Raw genomic sequence first — 20652 nt, 5'->3', positions numbered from 1 at the left:
GGATGTGCGCATAGCTCTCGCGCCGGCCGTTGCCCGTGGTTTTCACGCCCATCAGGCGCGCATTGAGCGAATCCTGGATGTAGCCGCGCAGGATGCCGTCCTCGATCAGCACGGTGCGCTGGCTCACGTTGCCCTCGTCGTCCACGTTGAGCGAGCCGCGCCGGTCCGACAGCGTGCCGTCGTCGAGCACGGTGACGCCTGGGGCGGCCACGCGCTGGCCGACCCGGCCCGAGAACGCGCTGGAGCCCTTGCGGTTGAAGTCGCCTTCGAGCCCGTGGCCGATCGCCTCGTGCAGCAGGATGCCCGGCCAGCCCGGCCCGAGCACGACGGTCATCGTCCCGGCCGGCGCCGGATCTGCGTCGAGATTGACGCTTGCCTGATGGACGGCGGCGTGGGCATATTCGCGCAGGCGCTCATCGCTGAAATAGGTGTAATCGTAACGGCCGCCGCCACCGCCGCTACCCTGCTCACGACGGCCCTTGTCTTCCATGATCACGGTGACCGACACGCGCACGAGCGGCCGTACGTCGGCCGCCATGTGGCCGTCGCTGCGCGCGACGAGCACGACTTCCCAGGTGCCCGCGATGTGCGCCATCACTTGCGAGACGCGCGAATCCTCGGCGCGGGCGAAACCTTCGAGCCGCTCGAGGAGCTTGACCTTGGCGGTGTCGTCGAGCGAGGCGAGCGGGTCGTCGCCGCGGTATAGCGGCACGATGTTCGAATACGGCGCGATGGCGACGCGGCCCTGCTTACCGGCCTCGGCAATCGCGCGGGTCGCTTCGGCGGCGGCGACCAGCGCCGGCATCGCGATGTCGTCGGAGTAGGCGAAGGCCGTCTTCTCGCCGCTGATCGCGCGCACGCCGACACCCTGCTCGATGTTGAAGCTGCCGGACTTGACGATGCCTTCCTCGAGGCTCCAGCCCTCGGAGCGCTGGTACTGGAAGTACAGGTCGGCGTAATCGAGGCGGTGGCGCATCAGCTTGCCGAACACCTTCTCGAGTTCGGCGCCACCGAGTCCATAGGGATTGAGGAGGAAGCGATCGGCAACCTGGAGGAGGTTCTGTGCTTGAGTCATGGTCATTCCAGTATGGGGTCTGCCCGGTTGGACAGCCCGCGGGCAAATTAGGTCGGACATGTATCGCAAATCGTCGTTACGGCGACTTGCGGTGATGCCATCAATCGATTCCGAGACAGCGGTGACGCAGTGCCGGCAAGCTTTCGCGCACGGCCGCAATGCGATCCGGCTCAAGGTCGGCCAGGACGACGCCCGGCCCCTCGTCGCGACAGGCGAGCACCTGGCCCCACGGGTCGGCGATCAGCGTGTGGCCCCAGGTGATGCGTCCGCTGGGATGGCGTCCGCCCTGCGCCGGCGCCATCACGTAGCACTGGTTTTCAATCGCGCGGGCGCGCAGCAGCACTTCCCAGTGATCGCGTCCCGTGGTGTAGGTGAAGGCGGCCGGCAGGATGATCAGATTGACCGGGCCCATCGCGCGGAAGAGTTCCGGGAAGCGCAGGTCGTAGCAGACGGACAGGCCGATGCGACCGCAGGGGCCATCGAAGGTGACGACCTCGCGGCCAGCCTCGATCGTTGCCGCCTCGTCGTAGCGCTCGACACCCTTCTGGAAGCCGAAGAGATGGATCTTGTCGTAGCGCGCGGCCCGCTCCCCGCGCGGGTCGAACACGAGTGTGCTGTTGCGCACCTTGCTGCCGTCGGTCGCGACCATCGGAATCGTCCCGCCGACGAGCCAGATGCCATGACGGCGGGCGGTATCGGACAGGAAATCCTGCAGCGGCCCCTTGCCCTCTGGTTCCCGAATCGCGACCTTGACGGTCTCGTCAGCGGTGATCAGCGGGAAGTACTCGGGTAGCGCGACGAGCTTCGCACCGCCTGCTGCGGCCTCGGCAATCAGCTCGCCGGTCACGCGCAGATTCTCGGCCACGTCGGGGCCGGAGACGGTTTGCACCGCGGCGATGCGCACGGGCGACGACGGCGAATGCGAGGCAGACTGGCTCACGCGGCTACTCCTGGTTGGAACGCGACGCTGTCGGCGCCGCGACGGATATCTTTTCGACCTTCGGGTCCGACCAATTGCCGGTGACCGCGTAGGTGTAGGCAAAGAGCTTTTCGAGCGGATCGCTCAGCGCCTTCTGCGCAACATAGGCCACCACACCCGCCACGGGGTTGATGAGGCCCGCGGCCGTGCCGATCGCGACCGACTCGGACAAGGTCGGCTGGACCGTCACGCGCAGATCCTGCGTCTCGTCCTCGAGATTGACCGACCCGCTCATCTTGATCCGCGCTGCAGGGCCCCGGATGTGCAGGCCGTCGGTGCGCATCACGCCGCCCGTCGTCTTGATGCTACCGGAAATGCTGTCGAAGGCGAATCCTTCGCTGAAGACGTCGCGGAAATCGAGCGTCAGGCGACGCGGCAGCGCCTGCAGGCTCAACACGCCGAGCAGGCGGCCGACGCCGGGTTCGAGCTTGCGAAACTGGCCGTCTTCGGCCTGCACCATCAGGGTGCCGTTCAGCGACTGGTAATGGATGTGCGTGGGCGCCCCGCGCCAGGCCATCCGCCCCGCGAGCACGGCCTTGCCGCCCCGCACGACTTCACCGTAGCCGAGACGGCTGGCGAGTTGGCCGACGTTCCGGGTTTCAAGGCGGAAGTCGAGATCGGTCTGCGGGCGGCTGCCCGGCCGCCATTGTCCGGACCCCGCCAGCCGTCCGTCCGGATTGGACACGGCGACCGAGTCGAGGTGCCACATTCCGCCTCGGTTGCGAGCCTGCAGTTCGAGCTTGCCGAATTCGACACCGCGCACGGCGAACTGGTCGACCACCACGTCGAGCGCAGGCAGGCGCTGAGGCTCCTCGCCTGCGTCGTCGCGTTCGCCGTCACCGCCGGTTTCGGGCTCGCCCTTGTCGCCACCGAGCGCGAGCCGCTTGAGCCGAGCGCGCAGCGTGCCGTCTCCGCTGTCGCGCCAGTCGAACTCGCCCTCGGCCTCGTGGCTTGCGACGCGTCCCTTCCAGCCGCCAGCGTCGGCCCGAGCGTTCAAGCGCACGGCGGACAGCGAATGGCCCAGCGCGGTGACGCGCCGCGCGTCGAGGTCAACGGCAGCGACGGTGAGCGGCATCTTGCCGCCGCTCGGACCCGCACCGCCGCCGGCGGGATCGAGGGCCTTGCGCCAGGCATCGACGTCGAGATCATCGGTCTTCACCGCGAGGATCAGCCCACGGTCGGACTCGGGTGCGGCCGTGTGAATGCCGAGTCCGGCGCGGGCAATCTCCCAGTTGTCGCCGCTGCGCCGTCGTTCAAAGCGTAGCTCGGCACGGCCGTCCAGATTCACGCGCACCGACTCCCGCTGGCCGCCGGCCGGGAAATCGAGCGCGACGTTCACCGGCCACGCTGCCGCGGCGCTCTTGTTGAGCGGTTCGGGGAGGCTCGAGGTGACGCCAGAGAGGTCGGACTGCACAGCGACGTGGCTGCCCTGCGCCCGCACGTCGACCTGGGCCTGCCACTGGGCAGTACCGGAGACGTGCTCCAGCACGGGCCAGTCATGGGCTTCGCGCACGGCCTGCAGCTTGGCGCCGCCTGCCGCAACGAAGCTCACTCCGCCGTCCTTGCCGGTGGCGGCCGACAGGCGCACCGGTTCGCCATACAGCCGCGCTCGCGCCTCGGGAATCGCGAGATCCTTCTCAGTGAATTTGACGGTGCCGACCGCATCGACGAAAGGCGGCAGGCCATTCACGACCCATAGCCGGTTGCCCGTGAAGCGATAGTCGCCCCTGACCGTCGTGGAATCGATGTTCCGCAGCGGCATCACGAGCTTCAGGTCCAGCGCGCCGAAGCCTTCAGCGCGCATCCCGTCGGTGAAGCCGTCGATGTGCCGCGAGACCGGACTTTCCGACACGAAGCGCAGGAACTCGGCGGTCGGCCCGCTCGCGCGGCCGCGGATCGTCATGATCTCGCCGTGTCGCGCGTCGAGGTCCGGCACATCGGCGACGACACCGGCCAGCGCGGCGCCGAAGATCTGCGCGCGCTCGGCCGTGATGCGCATGCCCGGCCCTTCAAATCGGACCTCGCCGTCGATTCCCGTGATCGAGGGCCAGCCCTCGGCGTAATCGAGCCGTGCCCCGAATACCCGGGTCGTCACCAGGAATTGCCCCGACTTGCCGTCACGGAACGGGAAATCCGCGAGCTTGCCCTTGAGGCGCAGACGGGCGTCCGGCACGCGACCGCCGACGATGCCGTGGCGCAGCCAGTTGCGCGTATCGTCGTTGACGACGCGCGGCAGGTATCGCCACACGGCCTGCGTGTCTGCCCGCGTGAGCCGCGCGGTGAGATCGATTTCGCCGGGACCTTCAGCGGCTGGCCAGTAATGGCCGGACGCCGAGCCCGCAGCGTCCGGGTTTTCGAAATTCAGGCTGTCGATTCCGATCTGCAGACGTTCGCCCGCGCGTGACCAGCCGCCGTCTGCGCGCAGCATCGAGAACCCGAGCCGCGGCTCTGGGAACACCGTGGGGAGTTCCAGCGTCGCGCGGTTGCCAGCGAGACGGAAGCGCCCCGCCCGCTCGTCGCCATCCACTTCGCCCGACATGCCGGACATCCCGGGGATGGCGCCTTGGGGCTCGAGCCCAAGGTCGAAGAAGCGCGCGTGCACTTTCCACGCCTGAAGCTGGTCGGCCGGACCGCGCCAAGCGACGCGCACATCCTCGACGCGCCCGCGCGGCTCGAAGGCCGCCAGCCGCTCGCGCACCGCCGGATCGACCGGCAGGTGTCCCGTCAACCTTGCGAGCGCACCGAAGTCGAGCCGATTCGACGTGAACGTTCCTTCCTTCGTCGCGTCGCGCCAAGTGAGGCCGACATCGGTGGGCTCCACGCGCACACCGTCGCCGGTCACGAGTTGCAGCCCGGCGAGCGACAGATCGAACCCCGACGAGGTCCGGCGTCCGGAGAAGCGACCGCGCACGCTTTGCAGATCGAGCTCCGGCAAGCCTTCGCCCAGGACCGTATGGACGTCATCAAGCGCGAGATTGAGCGCCAGCGAATCGATCGTGCCGCGCTCGACGCCAATCCACGCCCGCACGCCGCCCCGGCCGGTGAGCGGCACCGGGTAATCGACCCAGCTCCGCCAGCCGCCGAGATCCGCCTCATCGACCGCGACGAAGATCTGACCGGCCCACGACGCCACTTCGCGCGGTGTCGACGAGGACAAATCACCCCGCAGATCGACCATCTGCGCGAGTTCGGCCGGCGCGCGAGCGCGCAGTCCGAAGCGATAGTGCCCGCCCGAGCGCCGCATCCGGAAATCAACCTCGTCGAGATGCAGGTCTGGCGCACCGCGCATCGCATCCGACCAGTCGAGGCTCGCGTTGCGGATGACGATCTCGTGCTGCGCGAAGAGCCAGTCGCTGAAAGCCGAGTCCGAGCCGCCGCGCTCCACGTGCGTGCCGGCGACATAGAGTTCGCCGTCCGCCTCGCGTCGCAGCGACAGCTGCGGGCCGCCGAACTCCAGGCGATGGAAATACGGCACGCCGCGCAGGATCGACGACCAGCCGACTGTCGCATCGACCGCTTCGAGGCGCAGCGCCTGCCGTCCCTCGCGGTCGAGCAGGCGAACACCCGACAGATGCAGGCGGGGCCGCAATCCGCTCAGATCCGCCGACAGCGCCTCGATCGCCACCGGCCGCCCGATCGCGTCGCCGATCGCCGCGGCGATCTGCAGCCGGAATTCGCCGACGTGCGGCACGATGACTTCGCGCACGACCAGGAAGGACGCGCCGCATACGAACCACACGATCATCACCGCAGCCATGACCTTGCGCAACAGCCGCCCTCGAAGGAAGGTCGGCAATGTGCGGGTCATATCGGCGGCGGAGGGGTCGTGAGAAGTCATAGTGAATGAAAGCTCGCCGCGGCGTCGCAGGACCGGGAGTGGCGGGCTCCGATACAATCGGGATTTTCGCCCACGCGCTCCGTCCGGCCGATCCGACGGCGGAAGGGGCGCATTCTACCAATGATCGGGAACCCGACTCTCATGTCCGTTACCCCAAAATCCCCGTCTGAAGCACTTTCTTACGCGATGCCGCTCTCGCGCTTCCTGCAGCGCATGCTCGACAGCCGTCCGTGGCTCGCGGCGCGCCTCGGACAATCGCTTCCGCATGCGCTTGATGCCGACGCCATGCAGGCGTTCATGCGCGAATCGGGACTCGACGAACCGCGCCTGCGCGCCACGCTGCGCAAACTGCGCGCGTGGGTCGTCAGCCACATCCTCGTACGCGACCTCAACGGCCTCGCCGACCTCGCCGAAGTGACCGAAACGATGACGCTGCTGGCCGAGGTCACCGTCCAGGCCGCCCACGACGTGCTGCGCGAAGGCCTCGTCCAACGCTACGGCGTACCCTTGTCGACCACCGGCTGGGAGCAGGAACTGCTCGTCATCGGCATGGGCAAGCTCGGCGGGCGCGAGCTCAACGTCTCCTCTGACATCGACCTGATCTTCATCTATCCCGAGGACGGCGACACCGGCGGCGCAAAGGTCATCAGCAATTTCGAATTCTTCGAACGGCTTGGCAAGCAGCTCATCCAGGCGCTCGCGGAAGTCACCGAGCACGGCCAGGTGTTCCGCGTCGACATGCGCCTGCGACCGAACGGCGACTCCGGCCCGCTGGTCGCGTCCTTCGACATGCTGGAGAACTACTTCATCACGCAGGGCCGCGAGTGGGAGCGCTATGCGTGGATCAAGGCGCGCGTACTCGCCGGGGAACGCTTCGAGGAACTCGAAAAGATCGCCCGCCCCTTCGTGTTCCGCAAATACCTCGACTTCGGGGCGATCAATGCCATGCGTGACCTGCACGCGCAGATCCGCCGCGAAGTGGCGCGCCGCGACCGGGCCAACAACATCAAGCTCGGCCCGGGCGGCATCCGCGAGATCGAATTCATCGCCCAGGTGTTCCAGCTGATCCGGGGCGGACGCGACCTCCACCTGCAAACCCGCCCGACGCTGAAGGTGCTGGCGCTCCTTGCCGAACGCGGCATCCTCGCCGGCGAGGCCGTGACCGAGCTGTCCGCCGCTTACGACTTCCTGCGCCGCCTCGAACATCGCCTGCAATATCTCGACGATGCCCAGACGCACGATCTGCCGCAAAACGACGAAGACCGCGCACGCATCGCCCAAGCAATGAACTTCCCCGACTACACCGCGATGCTCGAAGCGCTCGACGCTCATCGCGCCAACGTCAGCCGCTATTTCGAGCACGTCTTCGGCACACCCGAGGAAGAAGGCCATAGTCTCGACGGCATGTGGGCTGCCGCCGAAAACGAAAGCCAGGCCGAACCGATCCTCGCCGAACTCGGCTACTGCCAACCGGCCGTCGCCGCAAGCCGCCTCGCGGCGATCCGGACTGGCATCCGCTACCAGCAGTTGGCCAACCACATCCGCGGTCGCCTCGACGCCCTGATCCCGCGCGTTGTCGAAGCCGCGGCGGCGACCCCCTGCCCGGACGATACCCTCACCCGCTTCCTCGACCTCATCGAGGCGATTAGCCGCCGCGGCGCCTACCTCGCGCTGCTGCAGCAGTATCCCCAGGCCCTGCGCCGCGTGGCCGACCTGATGAGCGCCTCGCGCTGGGCCGCGCAATTCCTGACCCGCCACCCGATCCTGCTCGACGAACTGCTCGACACCCGCACGCTGCAGGCCGCCCCCGACTGGCCGGCCGTACGCGCGCAGATCGGCGCCGCGCTGGATGCTGCCGAGCCCGACATGGAACGGCAGATGGACCTCGTGCGTGAGCATCATCACGCGCAAGTCTTCCGCCTGCTGACGCAGGACATCGCGGGCATGCTGACCGTCGAGGTCCTCGCCGACCACCTCTCGGCGCTCGCCGACCTGATCGTCGACCTGAGCATTCCGGCCGTCTGGCGCAAGATCAAGATCCGCCACCGCAAGGAACCGGAATTCGCCGTGATCGCCTACGGCAAGCTCGGCGGCAAGGAGCTCGGCTACGCCTCCGATCTCGACCTCGTGTTCCTGCACGGCAACGACAACGCCCCGGAAGCGAGCGACGTCTACGCCCGCCTCGCCCAGCGCCTCAACTCCTGGCTCTCCAGCCAGACCGCAGCCGGCATCCTCTTCGAGACCGACCTGCGCCTGCGCCCCAATGGCGAATCCGGCATGATCGTCTGCTCGCTCGATGCCTTCCGCCAATACCAGCTCGAATCCGCCTGGGTGTGGGAGCACCAAGCGCTCACGCGCGCCCGCTTCGCCGCCGGCGATCCGGCGCTCGGCGCCGCCTTCGAACGCATCCGCTGCGAAGTCCTGCGCCAAGAACGGGATCTCGACACCCTGCGCGCCGAAGTCCTGTCGATGCGGCAGAAGATGCGCGAAGCCCACGCCGGCAAGAGCGAACGCTTCGATCTCAAGCACGACACCGGCGGCCTGATCGACGTCGAGTTCCTCGTCCAGTACCTCGTGCTCGGCCACGCCCACCATCACCCCGAACTCACCGGCAACCTCGGCAACATCGCGCTGCTGCGCATCGCCGGCGAACTCGGCCTGATCCCGGCCGGGCTCGCCGCGCGCTGTGGCGACAGCTACCGCATGCTGCGCCACCTGCAACACCGTCAGCGCCTCAACGACCTGCCCTCGCGCATCGATGCGGGGGAAGTTGCACTTGCGCGCGAACCGGTGCGCATCCTGTGGCAACAAGTCTTCGGCGAATCCTGACGCCGTGAGCCTGACGCGGACGGTTGATGCCGGCTGCAAGCATGACGGGCAGCGAAACAAGGGATTACAATCCCGACGTTCCGCAGCCCCAGGTCCGCGATGAGCCAGGAAATCGAACTCAAACTCAGCCTGCCTCGGCGGGCCCTCCCCGCCCTGCGCCGCCATCCGCTGTTTGCCGCGGCCGAAAAGCAGGGCAACGCCGTCACCCTCGACAACACCTACTTCGACACGCCCGACCTCGCGCTGAAGGAGCGCAAGATTGCCGTTCGCACGCGCCGCCAGGGCCGCATCCAGCTGCAGACGATCAAGTGCGAAGCAAGCTCCGCGGGCGGGCTCACGCAACGCCCCGAGTGGGAACAGCCTTTCACCGGCGCCTTCGATTTCTCGCCGGTCGACGTCCCGAAGGTGCGAAAAGTCCTTCAGCGCCAGGCCGACGCCCTCGCCCCCGTCTTCTCGACCCGCTTCCGGCGCGAGACGCGACTGTATGCGCCGGCCGACGGCGTCCGCATCCTAATGATGCTCGACACCGGCGACATCATCGCCGGGGAGCGCAGCGAGCCGATCTGCGAACTCGAACTGGAGCTCGTCGAAGGCCGCCCGCAGGACCTGCTCGTCCTCGCCCGCCAGCTCGCCGTCGAGCTGCCGCTCCTGCCGGACGACTCGAGCAAGGCCGCACGCGGCTTCCGCCTGCATCTCAATGCCCCCCTGCGGCCGCAACGCGCCGAAACCTCCCGCATTGCTGCGGACCAGGACCCGGTCGAAGCCTTCCGCACCCTCGCCTTCGCCTGCCTGCGCCACTGGCAGGGCAACGTCGCCGGGGCGGCGGCCGGCACCGATCCCGAATACACCCACCAGCTGCGCGTCGCGCTGCGTCGCCTGCGCTCACTGATCCGGCTCTTCACACCGGCCCTGCCACCCGCCTTCGTCGAAGACTGGAGCGCACGTCTCGCCGACAATGCCGCAGCCTTCGGCGCTGCACGCGACCTCGACGTACTGTGCGACGAACTGCTGTTGCCGATTCTCGACGCCGGCAGCCGGTACAGGCCCGACGAAGCTGTCGCCATCGCCGAGTTGGCGGAGCGCGCACACGGCGCGCGCAAGGCGGCCTACGACGCGACCCGCGCGAACATCGACTTGGCGGGGCAAGGACGCCAACTCCTCGAGCTGACTGCAGCCCTGCTCGACCTGCCGCGCAATCCCCTGATCGACGCCGCCGACCTCGGCACCTTCGCCCGCATCCAGCTCGACGCTCTGCGCAAGAAAGCGCGCCGACGCCATACTGCGGCCGCCAACGGCATCCCCGAAACCCTGCATGCGCTGCGCATCGCCGCCAAGCGTCTGCGCTATGCGATCGAGTTCTTCGCCCCGCTGCTGCCCTCAAAACAGACAGAGGCCTTCCTCCAAAGCCTGCTGCACGCCCAGGCCGACCTCGGCTTCGTCAATGACATCGACATCGCTCGCGCACGACTCGCCGCATGGGCGGCCGAATCCGCCGACCTGCGCGCGGCGGCGGCCTACGTCTGCGGCTGGCACGGGCCGCAATGCGTCAAGCGCAGCCGGCGCGCCGTCCGGGCACTCGGCCGGCTGCTCCGCGGTCGACGACCATGGGCGGATTGAAAACGGTCGCGCCTCGACTGTAATAGTGGCGCAACGCGCGCCACCTAGCCTTCCGGGCTTTCGTCCAGAGGAGGATGCAATGGATCTGTTGCTATGGCGCCACGCCGAAGCGGTCGACGGCACGCCCGACCATACCCGGGAGTTGACCAAGCGCGGCGAGCGGCAGGCCCGCAATGTCGCAGCATGGATCGAGGAGCGTCGCCCCAAGCGCCTGCGAGTGCTCGTGAGCCCGACGGCGCGCACACGCCAGACGGCCTCCGCCTTCACCGACGACTTCGAAATCGTGCCCTCGCTGGGCCCCGAAGGCAGCGTCGCCGAGCTGCTGGCCGCGACCGGTTGGCCGGACGCCGACCGGCCCTGTGTCGTCGTCGGACATCAACCGGCGCTGGGCCGCTTGGCGGCACTGCTGCTAGCCGGCGAGGAAGCCGACTGGACGATCAAGAAAGGCGCGTTGTGGTGGTTCACGACTCGTACTCGCAACGGCGAGACGCAGCATGTGCTGCGAGCGGTCGTACCGCCCGACCTGGTCTGAGCCGCACCGCCGTTCGCCCGCTCAGCCCCGTCGCCCGGCCGCAAATTTTTTCAACCCGCGCGGGCCATAGCGGGATGCTTGCCGTAAGATTAGCCTGTACTCAGAAGTCAGGACGAATCCGCAGGCGCCCGGGCTGCCCCCTTTGCGACACCCTCGCTGCGCGCCACGCGTCCTGAACAGACGGCGGCGCTTCCGCGCTCCCCGCGCCGCCTCCGACCAATTGCCTCGGAATGATCCGTGCAATGAACGCTACCGTCCCCGCCAATGGCACCACGCGCGTCATCGAAGGCGTCGAACGAATCTTCTACGACGGGTACTGGATCAAGGCCTACCCGCCCCCCGAGGACTCGCTGCGCGCGAAACGCCTGCTGATAGAAGGACTGACGCGGCGTCTGTTCAACCACGTCGAACACGGCATCAACATCCCGGGCCGGCGGCTCAAGGAAGCCCGCCACGCCTACGACACCGAGCCCGACCCCGAACTCAAGCGCGTCAAGGGCGCAATGCTGGCGGGCGCGCTGTTCAACCGCGCGACCGACATCTTCACGAAGCTGATGGAACTGCAGGAGTCGGGCATCGAGATCGAGTCCGACAACGCCTTGATGCGCGAATGCGGTTTCTGTCTGCAGGAAGCGCTGACGCTGGGCAAGCTCGTGCGCCATCGCAGCGGCGAGGAAGGCATCGACGAGCTCTGGGGCGAGCCTTTCCGCGCCTTCTCGATCCCGGTCGAAGCCTTCTACGACAGCCGTTACATCAAGATCTCGCAGACGCTGCGCGACATCGACCGCATCGCAGCCGTGATGGTGGAAACCTTCGGCGGAACCTATTTCTTCGAAGGCATCGAGGACCCGACGCTGCGCTTCACCGAGGCGGCCAAGGTCAAATGCGAAACCCTGCGCACCGACCCGGCGATCTTCGATGTGTGGGCCACCTTCGCCGTCGCCGCCGAGCACCTGGCCGCATTCTCGCCACGCCTGGTCTCTGCAACGAGCCCCGAAGACCTGCAACTCGCCGCCGACGGCATGAACCTCATCATCCAGGGGCGCGATCTCGTCAGCTACATCACGCGCGCGCGCGTGCCGATGCCGAAGAGCACGCTCGCTTATGTCGAGCGCTGCGAGCGCTATCGCAATACACTGCGCCTGCGCTCGCAACCGGCCCCGCTCCTATCACCTACCCGTTGAAGGAAGTTCGCCCCTCGCCTGGGGCCTGCAACACACGATGAAAAAAACCGACCTCGAAAAACTCAACGGCCTCAAGATCCGCGGCCGCATGAAGAACGTCGATACGCCCGCGCGCTTCAGCCGCGACTCGAATGCGAACGGCGCCGCCGCCAAGCTCAACCCGCTGATGGCCAAGCTGCTCGGCAAGCGCAACGAGGACAGCGGCAACGACGGCAGCGTCTGACTTAGACGATCACCCCGCCGCCCAGGCACACCTTCGACTCATACACCACCACGCTCTGCCCCGGCGTCAGCGCCCACTGCGGCTGCGCGAACGCAATCTCGGCGCGCCCGTCGGCCAGCGCGTCGATCTCGCACGGCATGTCCGGCGTGCGGTAGCGCGGCTTCGCCGTGTACACCCAGTGCGTGTGCGGGTCGCGCCCCGCGATCCAGTTGAGGTCCGTCGCCGTGAGCGTGCTCCGCAGCAGCGCCGGATGGTCGTGCCCCTGCACCACGTGGAGCACGTTCGCCTTCACGTCCTTGCCGGCGACGTACCACGCGTCGTGCTCGCCCGCCTCGTCCTGGTTGCCCTTGATGCCGCCGATGTGCAGGCCCTTCCGCTGGCCGATCGTGTGGTACATCAGGCCCTGGTGCTCGCCGAGCACGCGGCCGTCGTCAAGGTTGCGGATCTCGCCCGGCTTCGTCGGCAGATAACGCATCAGGAACTCGCGGAACGGACGCTCGCCGATGAAACAGATACCGGTCGAATCCTTCTTCGCGGCGACATGTAGCCCCGCCTCCGCGGCGATCCTGCGCACTTCGCGCTTGTAGAGGCCGCCGAGCGGGAACAGCGTCTTCGCAAGCTGCGCCTGCGTCAGGCGATACAGGAAGTAGCTCTGGTCCTTGGTGCCGTCCTCGGCCTTCAGCAACTGGTACTCGGTGCGCCCGTCGTTCACCCACTCACGCACGCCAGCGTAGTGCCCGGTCGCGATCTTGTCCGCACCGAGCTGCATCGCATGGTCGAGGAAGCAGCGGAACTTGATCTCGGAATTGCACAGGATGTCCGGGTTCGGCGTGCGGCCGGCCTCGTACTCGCGCAGGAAGTCGGCGAAGACGCGATCCTTGTACTCGGCGGAGAAGTTCACGACCTCCAGGTCGATCCCGATCACGTCGCACACCGACGCGACGTCGACGAGATCCTGACGCGTCGAGCAGTACTCGTCGTCGTCATCGTCCTCCCAGTTCTTCATGAACAGGCCCGTCACCTGATAGCCCTGCCGCTTGAGCAACAGCGCCGTCACCGACGAGTCGACGCCGCCGGACATGCCGACGACCACCTTCATTCCGTTGGGATCGGTATTACTGGACATTCGGTCCTTCTCCACTCAGCCATTGATCCAGCGGCAGCACCACCGCAGGATCGCCATGATCCACGAACCAGCTATCGACCGCAAAGCGCGCCCCCGGATGCCCAGTCGGACGCACCTCCACCACGGGTGCCGGCACGACGATGTCCGCGAGCACCTCGGTGCAATCGCACATCGCCAACATGGGCGCGACGTAATCGGGCACCAGGGCCGGCGCATCGGGCAACCGCTCCGGCGCCGGCGGTTCCAGTTCCTCGATGACCGCCGAAAAATGCTGGAAGATCGCGAAATGCCGCCTTTCCGGCTCCAGCACCCGGTGAAAATGCAGCCAGCCGCGGGCGGACATCATCTCCAGGAAGCGCGTCGTGTTGGTCGAGTGATCGATGCAATCCATCCGCCCCTCGACCCCGTCGTCCAGAAAATTACCGCGACGGTCCGCGGCGATCGGCGTCTGCTCCCCGGCAAGCCCGTACAGCTTTCCGATTGCCCCTGCGATCGCCACGCGCTCGGAAGCGGCGTCATTCGCCTGCTCGATTTCCATACGTACCGTCGCGAGGCGATCCTCCGCGAGGCTCACGAACCCGGACGTCACACAGCCGTAGTTGAAACACACCTCGAGCTCTGCGGCTGCATGCGCTGCGAGCCCCCATCCGAGGGCGCACGCGACGAAAACGGCGCGCGGGCTCATCATCCCGCTCAGACCGGATGATGGCGGATCAGCTCGAGCCCGTAGCGCCGCCCCGCGATCCAGTCCTCGACCACCTGCAGGACCAGCGGGCTGCGATGCCGTTCGCGGCACGCCCGCAACTCCTCCGGCGTAAGCCAGACGGCGCGCACGATGCCTTCATCGAGCGTACGTCCGGGCTGCTCGTCGCCGACCGCGCCGCCGAAAGCGAAGCGCAGATAGGTCAGATTGCTGGCGGGCACCGTCCACTGGTAAATCCCGACCAGGTATTCGGGCACGAAACCGTGAGCCGTCTCCTCCAGCGTCTCGCGGGTTGCCGCATCGACGAGCGACTCGCCGAACTCGACGTGGCCCGCGGGCTGGTTGAAACGCAGCCCGTCGGCAGTATGTTCCTCGACCATCAGAAAGCGCCCGTCGCGCTCGATCACCGACGCCACGGTCACATTGGGTTTCCAGCTTCTCTCCATACCCGGTCCGCCTGCCCAGAAACGGCGCATTTTAACGCGACCGACGCTGTTTCCGCCGTACCGGACATCGGAGCCTCTCGACACAGGCAACCGAGCCCCATCCCGGACGCCGCAAACCTTCCGCCTTGCGCTAGAATTCACGGTTTGTTTCGGACCCCTGCAAGGCCCGAATTCCTCACATCCGCCGGAGAACCCCTATATGTCCATGGCTGACCGCGACGGTTTCATCTGGCAGGACGGCAAGCTCGTGCCCTGGCGCGAAGCCACGACCCACGTCCTGACCCACTCCCTGCACTACGGCCTGTCCGTATTCGAGGGCGTGCGCGCGTACAAGACGGCCAAGGGCACCGCGATCTTCCGGCTCGCCGAACACACCCAGCGCCTGCTGAATTCCGCCAAGATCTACATGATGGACATTCCTTATTCCAAGGAAGACCTCATGGAAGCGCAAAAGGAAGTCGTGCGCGCGAACAAGCTCGAATCCTGCTACCTGCGCCCGCTCGCCTTCTACGGCTCGGAAAAGATGGGCATCTCGACGCGCGGCTCGACCGTGCACGTGGCGATCGCCGCCTGGCCGTGGGGCGCCTACCTCGGCGAGGAAGGCCTCGAGAAAGGCATCCGCGTGAAGACCTCGTCCTTCTCCCGTCACCACGTCAACGCCACCATGCCGCGCGCGAAGGTCGCCAGCACTTACGCCAACTCGATCCTCGCGAACCTCGAAGCGACGCAAGACGGCTACGATGAAGCGCTGCTCCTCGACACGCAGGGCTTCGTCGCGGAAGGCGCCGGCGAGAACCTCTTCGTGATCAAGGACGGGAAGATCTACGAACCCGAGATCGCCTCGGCGCTGACCGGCATCACCCGTGACTCGGTGATCACCATCGCGCGCGAGTTCGGCCTCGAAGTACAGTCGAAGCGCCTCACCCGCGACGACATCTACATCGCCGACGAAGCCTTCTTCACCGGCACCGCCGCCGAAGTCACCCCGATCCGCGAACTCGACAACCGTGCCATCGGCGCCGGCAAGCGCGGCCCGATCACGCAGAAGATCCAGGCCCGCTTCTTCGATGTCGTCAATGGCCGGGCACCCGAATACGAACACTGGCTCGCTTACGTCTAAGGAACCCGCTGCCATGGCTGAAAACCAGGACAAATCGCAACCGATCGCCGTCACGGCTCACGACCTGCCGCTGTACTGCCCGCAACCCAATGCACCGCTGTGGGCACGTCATCCGCGCGTGTTCCTCGATGTGCTGGCCGAAGGTGAAACCGTCTGCCCGTACTGCAGCGCGAAGTACGTGTTCACCGGCGAGCGCCCCAAAGGTCACCACTGAGGGGCCACCGCAGAGCGGTGACAGCAAAGGCAACATGATCCATGGGGGCGGCAACGCCCCCATGCCTTTTCAACAGCAGGAAACCGGGATCGACCTTCCGCCGTGAGCAAACCGATCTTCACATCCGCTGCCGAGGCCGAGGCGGCCTTCTACGACGCGCTGGCCCGAGCCGATCTCGATTCCATGATGGCCATATGGTCCGAGGACGACGAGGTGGTCTGCGTGCATCCCGACGCCCCGCGCCTCATCGGCCTCGCCGCCGTGCGCGAATCCTGGCGTCAGATCTTCGCCAGCGGCATGCGCCTGCAGGTGCACACCTCCCACTGCGTCGCGTGCGCCAACACGCTGCTGACCGTACATAACGTCATCGAACACGTCGCGATGAAGGACGACGACCAACTGCATCCGCCGATGGTCGCGACCAACGTCTACGCACGCGGCGCCTCCGGCTGGAAGATGGTCATGCATCAGGCATCGCCGACGCCGGACGTGCAGCGCACCGCAAACGGCGACGCGCCGCGCGTCGTGCATTGACGAACCCGTCCGCGCGCGAAGTGTCCGGATGCAACAGGGCGCGCCCCGGGCCCACGCATCTGAGATAATCCCGCCGTTTCACGCACTCGCGCGATGCCGCGCTCTTCACTCGAAATACCTGGATAGCCCATGACTTCGACGCACTACGCCGCTCCCGCACCCGAAATCTTCAAGGCATACGACATCCGCGGGATCGTCGACAAGACCCTCACCGCCGACGCAGTCCGCGCGATCGGCCACGCACTCGGCTCCGAAGCGGTCGCACGCGGCCAGCGCGCGATCACGGTCGGCCGCGACGGCCGCCTCTCCGGCCCGGAACTCGCCGGAGCCCTCGCGGACGGCATCCGCGCCGCGGGCGTCGATGTCGTCGATATCGGCTGCGTCCCGACCCCGCTGACCTATTTCGCCGCCTATGACACGGGTACCGACTCCTGCGTCAGCGTCACCGGCAGCCACAACCCCCCTGACTACAACGGCCTCAAGATGGTGCTGGGCGGTCAGACCCTTTACGGCCCGATGATCCAGGACCTGCGCCGCCGCATCGTCGAAAACGAGCTCACCCACGGCACCGGCGAACTGCGCCACGCGAGCGTCGAGCAGGCCTACATCGAGCGCGTCACTTCCGACGTCAAACTCGCCCGTCCGATGAAGATCGTCATCGACTGCGGCAATGGCGTCGCCGGCGCGATCGCCCCGGATCTCTTCCGGCGGCTGGGTTGCGAGCTCGTCGAGCTCTTCTGCGACGTCGACGGCACCTTCCCCAACCATCACCCCGATCCGTCCAAGCCCGAAAACCTGCAGGACGTGATCCGCGCCCTGAAGGAAACCGATGCCGAACTGGGCCTCGCCTTCGACGGCGACGGCGACCGCCTCGGCGTCGTCACGAAGGACGGCGAGATCATCTACCCGGATCGCCAGCTGATGCTCTTCGCGGCCGACGTGCTGTCGCGCGTACCGGGCGGCGAGATCATCTACGACGTCAAATGCACCCGCAATCTCTCCGGCTGGATCCGCGAGAACGGCGGCAAGCCGACGATGTGGAACACCGGGCACGCGCTCGTGAAGGCCAAGCTCAAGGAAACGGGCGCACCGCTCGCCGGCGAGATGAGCGGCCACGTGTTCTTCAAGGAGCGCTGGTACGGCTTCGACGATGGCCTATACGCCGGCGCGCGCCTGCTGGAGATCCTGTCGCGCCACGCCGACCCGAGCGCCGTGCTGAAGGCGCTGCCTGACGCCGTGAGTACGCCGGAACTGAACCTCAAGATGGCCGAAGGCGAGCCCTTCGAACTGGTGCGTCGCCTGAAGGAATCGGCGAAATTCGACGGTGCGACCGAAGTCATCACGCTCGACGGCGTGCGCGTCGAATACGCCGACGGTTTCGGTCTCGCGCGCCCCTCGAACACCACGCCGGTGGTCGTCCTGCGCTTCGAAGCCGACACGGCCGAAGCCATCGCCCGTATCCAGGCCGACTTCCGGCACGCGATCGAAGGCGTCTGGCCCGGCGTCAAGCTGCCATTCTGATCGTCGGCCCCGCCGCAGGGCGGGGTCCTGCAACGGCCTCCGTCAGGCGGCGTGGGTTGCCGCATCGGGCGCGAGCAGCGCGCCGGCATCCTTCGCGGCGAGCGGACGCGAGAAGTAATAGCCCTGCATGATGTCGCAGTCCATACCGACCAGGGCTTCCATCTGCGCCTGCTCCTCGACGCCTTCCGCCACCACCTCGAGCCCGAGGCCGTGCGCCAGACCGATGGTCATGCGCACGACATGCGCGCCGCGCTGCTCGAGAACCGTGTCGATCATCGACTTGTCGAGCTTCAGGCAGTCGACGGGCAGGTTCTGCAGGTAGGTCAGCGAACTGTAGCCGGTGCCGAAATCGTCGATCGCAATCTTCACCCCCAGGGCGCGCAGACGCTCCAAGGCTCCACTCCCGTCGGACAGATTGTCGATCACCATCGATTCGGTGATCTCCAGCGTCAGCGCCTTCGGCTCGAGGCCGCTACCACGCAGGACCTCCGCCACCGCACCGACGAAATCCGACAGCAGGAGCTGGCGCGCCGAAACGTTCACGCTCATCCGTAGATCAGGCCGCCCGCTGCGTTGCCAGGCCAGCAATTGGGCACACGCAGTTTCGAGAATCCAGCGCCCGACTTCGACGATCTGCCCGCTACGCTCGAGCAGCGGCACGAACTCGGCCGGCGACACGAAGCCGAGTTCGGCGTGCTGCCATCGGAGCAGCGCCTCGAAGGAGATGACCTGACGCGTGCGCAGATCGAGCTTGGGCTGATAGACGAGCGAAAACTGCTGCTCGCGCACCGCGTTGCGCAGCTCCCGAACGAGGAGGTTCTGACGGGCCGCCTTGAGCCGCATCTCGTCGCTGAACATCCGGTACTCGCCGGCGCCGCTGCTGCGCGCATGCCGTAGCGCGTGCTCGCAGCACACGAGCAGTTCTTCGGTGCCGTCGGCGTCGTCCGGGAACACCGCGAGCCCTGCGCTCAAGGACACCTCGGCGTGCTGGTTGTCGAAGACCAGAGGTTCGCGGAAGGCCTCCATGATGCGTTCGATGACGATTCCGACGTCCTCGGGTTTTTCCAGATCCTCGAACATCAGCGTGAAGTCGTCGCCACCGACGCGCGCGAGCGCCCTGTGCTCGATCGCCTCGCGCACCGTGACTTCGTCATTGACGCGGAGCGTGTCGCGCAGGCGTGCAGCCACCGCCGCCAGCAACGCATCCCCCGCCTGGTGCCCGAGCGTGCTGTTGATCACACTGAAATTGTCGATGTCGAGGAACATCAATCCGACCTTGCTGCCGTAGCGCCGCGCGCGGCCCACCGCCTGTTCGAGGCGCTGCCCGAAGAGGCGGCGATTGGGCAGCATCGTCAGGGCGTCGTAGAGCGCCAGGCGGACCAGTTCGGCGTGATGGCGGCGCTGGTCGCGCACGGCCCGCCAGAAGATCAGCATCAGCACCGCCAGCAAGGCCACGCGCGCGAAGATTGCCCGGTTGCGCTCGTCGCGGATCGGTTCGGCCAACTGGTCGAGCTGCTCCGGCGTCAGGTAGTGATAGATCCGCATCACGCCATCGGTGCGAAGGCTGACCTCGGACGACGCCCAGCGGCCCGGCAGGTTGTCGCGCGCGCTCGCGAGCCCATGTGCGAACAAGGGATTGCGGCGATCGTAGATTTCGATGCCATAGCCTTCGTGGGAGAGCGCGAAGTTCGACGCTTCCTCGGGCATCACCCAGCCGGCGCGTTCGGCCGCCTTTCGATCACCCTCCGTGACGATCAGGTGCGGCACGCCGATCAGCACCGCTTCGAGCACGTTGATACGCAACACGGCGGAGATGACGCCCTTCAGACGGCCGTCGCCCTGCCCGTAGACGGGAACCGAATAGAGCAGGCCCTGGGTGTTACGGACGTCGCCGCCCGTCACCGACTCGTATTGGGTGTTGTCGCAGGTGCGCAGCGTCGGCGACAGCACGGCCGGGATGCCGTCGATGTTGTTCTCGAACACCCAGCGCGGGTAGCGCTGCCGGAACCACTCGATCTGCTTGAGGTAATAGTCGTACTCGGCCTCCTCGTATTCCTCGGGGGAGTCCACGGTCGCCGCGTAGCCATTGTTTCCGAACGGGTCGCTCTTCTTGATTCCCCTATCGAACATCAGGAAAGGTACTTCCCCGTCCTGCGGACGGAAGCCGTCAAGTACGTAGTAGACCTCCGACACCTGAATGTTGCGCGACAGATTGACGTAGATCTGCCGCGCCGTCTCGTAGGTATCGACCGAGATCCGCCCTTCGTTCAGCACGTGCTCCTGGTGACTGCGCCGGTTGCGGCCCGGCACCGCCCGGATCGCCGGGATCAGCGAAATCGTCCGTGCGTGCTGGTAGGTGGCGCGGAAGATATCGTCGAAGTCCTCGCGCTTGCGTTCGAGCAGACGCCCCTGATACTCGCGGATCAGGTTCTCCTCGCGATCGGCGTACTCCAACACCAGCTGGCGCACGTTGAAGAGCCAGAAGCCGGCGATGACGGCCACCATGGCCCAGACGAGATAGGAATGCGCGATGCGGTCGAAGGAACCCGACCACCAGTCCTGCAGCGATGTTCGCCGTTTGGGCATCAGTGACGTCGTAACGATGTGTTTCCAGATTAACGATTATCGGCGGCGGAGGGGACCGCAGACAATGACGAGGATCAGACAAACGTAATACGCCGGACAAACAAAAAGCCGCCCGCAGGCGGCTT

The 20652-nt window shown here is 66.7% G+C and carries 16 protein-coding genes; 9 read left to right on the top strand and 7 right to left on the bottom strand.

All coding sequences use genetic code 11. The features are described 5' to 3' along the window. The 3 genes from VJ673_RS22785 to VJ673_RS22775 all read right to left on the bottom strand — a co-directional run. Positions 1-1075: metallopeptidase TldD-related protein (locus VJ673_RS22785; RefSeq protein ID WP_324128467.1), on the bottom strand; the 1075-nt coding region annotated here is incomplete at its 3' end. Positions 1076-1175: 100 nt separating this feature from the next. Next, a complete protein-coding gene (locus VJ673_RS22780) occupies positions 1176-2015 on the bottom strand; it encodes a carbon-nitrogen hydrolase family protein (RefSeq protein WP_324128466.1) in 840 nt (279 codons plus the stop codon). A gap of 4 nt (positions 2016-2019) precedes the next feature. After that, positions 2020-5862: a YhdP family protein gene (locus tag VJ673_RS22775; protein ID WP_324128465.1), complete on the bottom strand. Its 3843-nt coding sequence runs from the start codon at positions 5860-5862 to the stop codon at positions 2020-2022. Positions 5863-6033: 171 nt separating this feature from the next. Here VJ673_RS22775 and glnE point away from each other — a divergent pair, with 171 nt between their 5' ends. The 5 genes from glnE to VJ673_RS22750 all read left to right on the top strand — a co-directional run bounded on the left by glnE (position 6034) and on the right by VJ673_RS22750 (position 12277). After that, entirely contained in the window at positions 6034-8721 is a 2688-nt protein-coding gene (gene glnE / locus VJ673_RS22770) for a bifunctional [glutamate--ammonia ligase]-adenylyl-L-tyrosine phosphorylase/[glutamate--ammonia-ligase] adenylyltransferase (RefSeq protein ID WP_324128464.1), read from the top strand. Positions 8722-8820: 99 nt separating this feature from the next. Continuing rightward, on the top strand, positions 8821-10338 hold the full coding sequence (locus VJ673_RS22765) for a CYTH and CHAD domain-containing protein (RefSeq protein ID WP_324128463.1): 1518 nt from the start codon (positions 8821-8823) through the stop codon (positions 10336-10338). Between the two features lie 79 nt (positions 10339-10417). After that, positions 10418-10870 (top strand): SixA phosphatase family protein, encoded by a 453-nt coding sequence (locus tag VJ673_RS22760; protein ID WP_324128462.1) that lies wholly within the window; start codon positions 10418-10420, stop codon positions 10868-10870. Positions 10871-11112: 242 nt separating this feature from the next. Further along, a complete protein-coding gene (locus VJ673_RS22755; protein ID WP_324128461.1) occupies positions 11113-12054 on the top strand; it encodes a hypothetical protein in 942 nt (313 codons plus the stop codon). 37 nt (positions 12055-12091) lie between these two features. Beyond that, entirely contained in the window at positions 12092-12277 is a 186-nt protein-coding gene (locus VJ673_RS22750; protein WP_324128460.1) for a hypothetical protein, read from the top strand. Between the two features lies 1 nt (position 12278). Here the strand turns inward: VJ673_RS22750 and mnmA are convergent, their stop codons facing one another. From mnmA to VJ673_RS22735, 3 genes are all read right to left on the bottom strand, one after another. Beyond that, positions 12279-13376, bottom strand: coding sequence for a tRNA 2-thiouridine(34) synthase MnmA (gene mnmA / locus VJ673_RS22745; RefSeq protein ID WP_324128472.1), 1098 nt, complete (start codon positions 13374-13376; stop codon positions 12279-12281). 16 nt (positions 13377-13392) lie between these two features. Next, entirely contained in the window at positions 13393-13941 is a 549-nt protein-coding gene (locus tag VJ673_RS22740; RefSeq protein WP_324128459.1) for a hypothetical protein, read from the bottom strand. 155 nt (positions 13942-14096) lie between these two features. After that, positions 14097-14552 carry an NUDIX hydrolase gene (locus tag VJ673_RS22735; RefSeq protein ID WP_324128458.1) on the bottom strand — a complete coding sequence of 152 codons (456 nt, stop codon included), beginning with the start codon at positions 14550-14552 and terminating at the stop codon, positions 14097-14099. Between the two features lie 199 nt (positions 14553-14751). Here VJ673_RS22735 and VJ673_RS22730 point away from each other — a divergent pair, with 199 nt between their 5' ends. The 4 genes from VJ673_RS22730 to VJ673_RS22715 all read left to right on the top strand — a co-directional run bounded on the left by VJ673_RS22730 (position 14752) and on the right by VJ673_RS22715 (position 17941). Beyond that, positions 14752-15672 carry a branched-chain amino acid transaminase gene (locus VJ673_RS22730; protein ID WP_324128457.1) on the top strand — a complete coding sequence of 307 codons (921 nt, stop codon included), beginning with the start codon at positions 14752-14754 and terminating at the stop codon, positions 15670-15672. A gap of 13 nt (positions 15673-15685) precedes the next feature. Next, positions 15686-15886 carry a zinc-finger domain-containing protein gene (locus VJ673_RS22725; RefSeq protein WP_324128456.1) on the top strand — a complete coding sequence of 67 codons (201 nt, stop codon included), beginning with the start codon at positions 15686-15688 and terminating at the stop codon, positions 15884-15886. 102 nt (positions 15887-15988) lie between these two features. Further along, on the top strand, positions 15989-16420 hold the full coding sequence (locus tag VJ673_RS22720) for a YybH family protein (RefSeq protein WP_324128455.1): 432 nt from the start codon (positions 15989-15991) through the stop codon (positions 16418-16420). 129 nt (positions 16421-16549) lie between these two features. Beyond that, a complete protein-coding gene (locus tag VJ673_RS22715) occupies positions 16550-17941 on the top strand; it encodes a phosphomannomutase/phosphoglucomutase (RefSeq protein ID WP_324128454.1) in 1392 nt (463 codons plus the stop codon). Positions 17942-17983: 42 nt separating this feature from the next. Here the strand turns inward: VJ673_RS22715 and VJ673_RS22710 are convergent, their stop codons facing one another. Continuing rightward, positions 17984-20527, bottom strand: coding sequence for a putative bifunctional diguanylate cyclase/phosphodiesterase (locus VJ673_RS22710; RefSeq protein WP_324128453.1), 2544 nt, complete (start codon positions 20525-20527; stop codon positions 17984-17986). Between the last annotated feature and the right edge of the window lie 125 nt (positions 20528-20652).

It is taken from the genome of Aromatoleum sp. (genome assembly GCF_035254505.1).
Lineage (GTDB): Bacteria > Pseudomonadota > Gammaproteobacteria > Burkholderiales > Rhodocyclaceae > Aromatoleum.
This window is presented reverse-complemented; position numbering and strand designations above follow the sequence as displayed.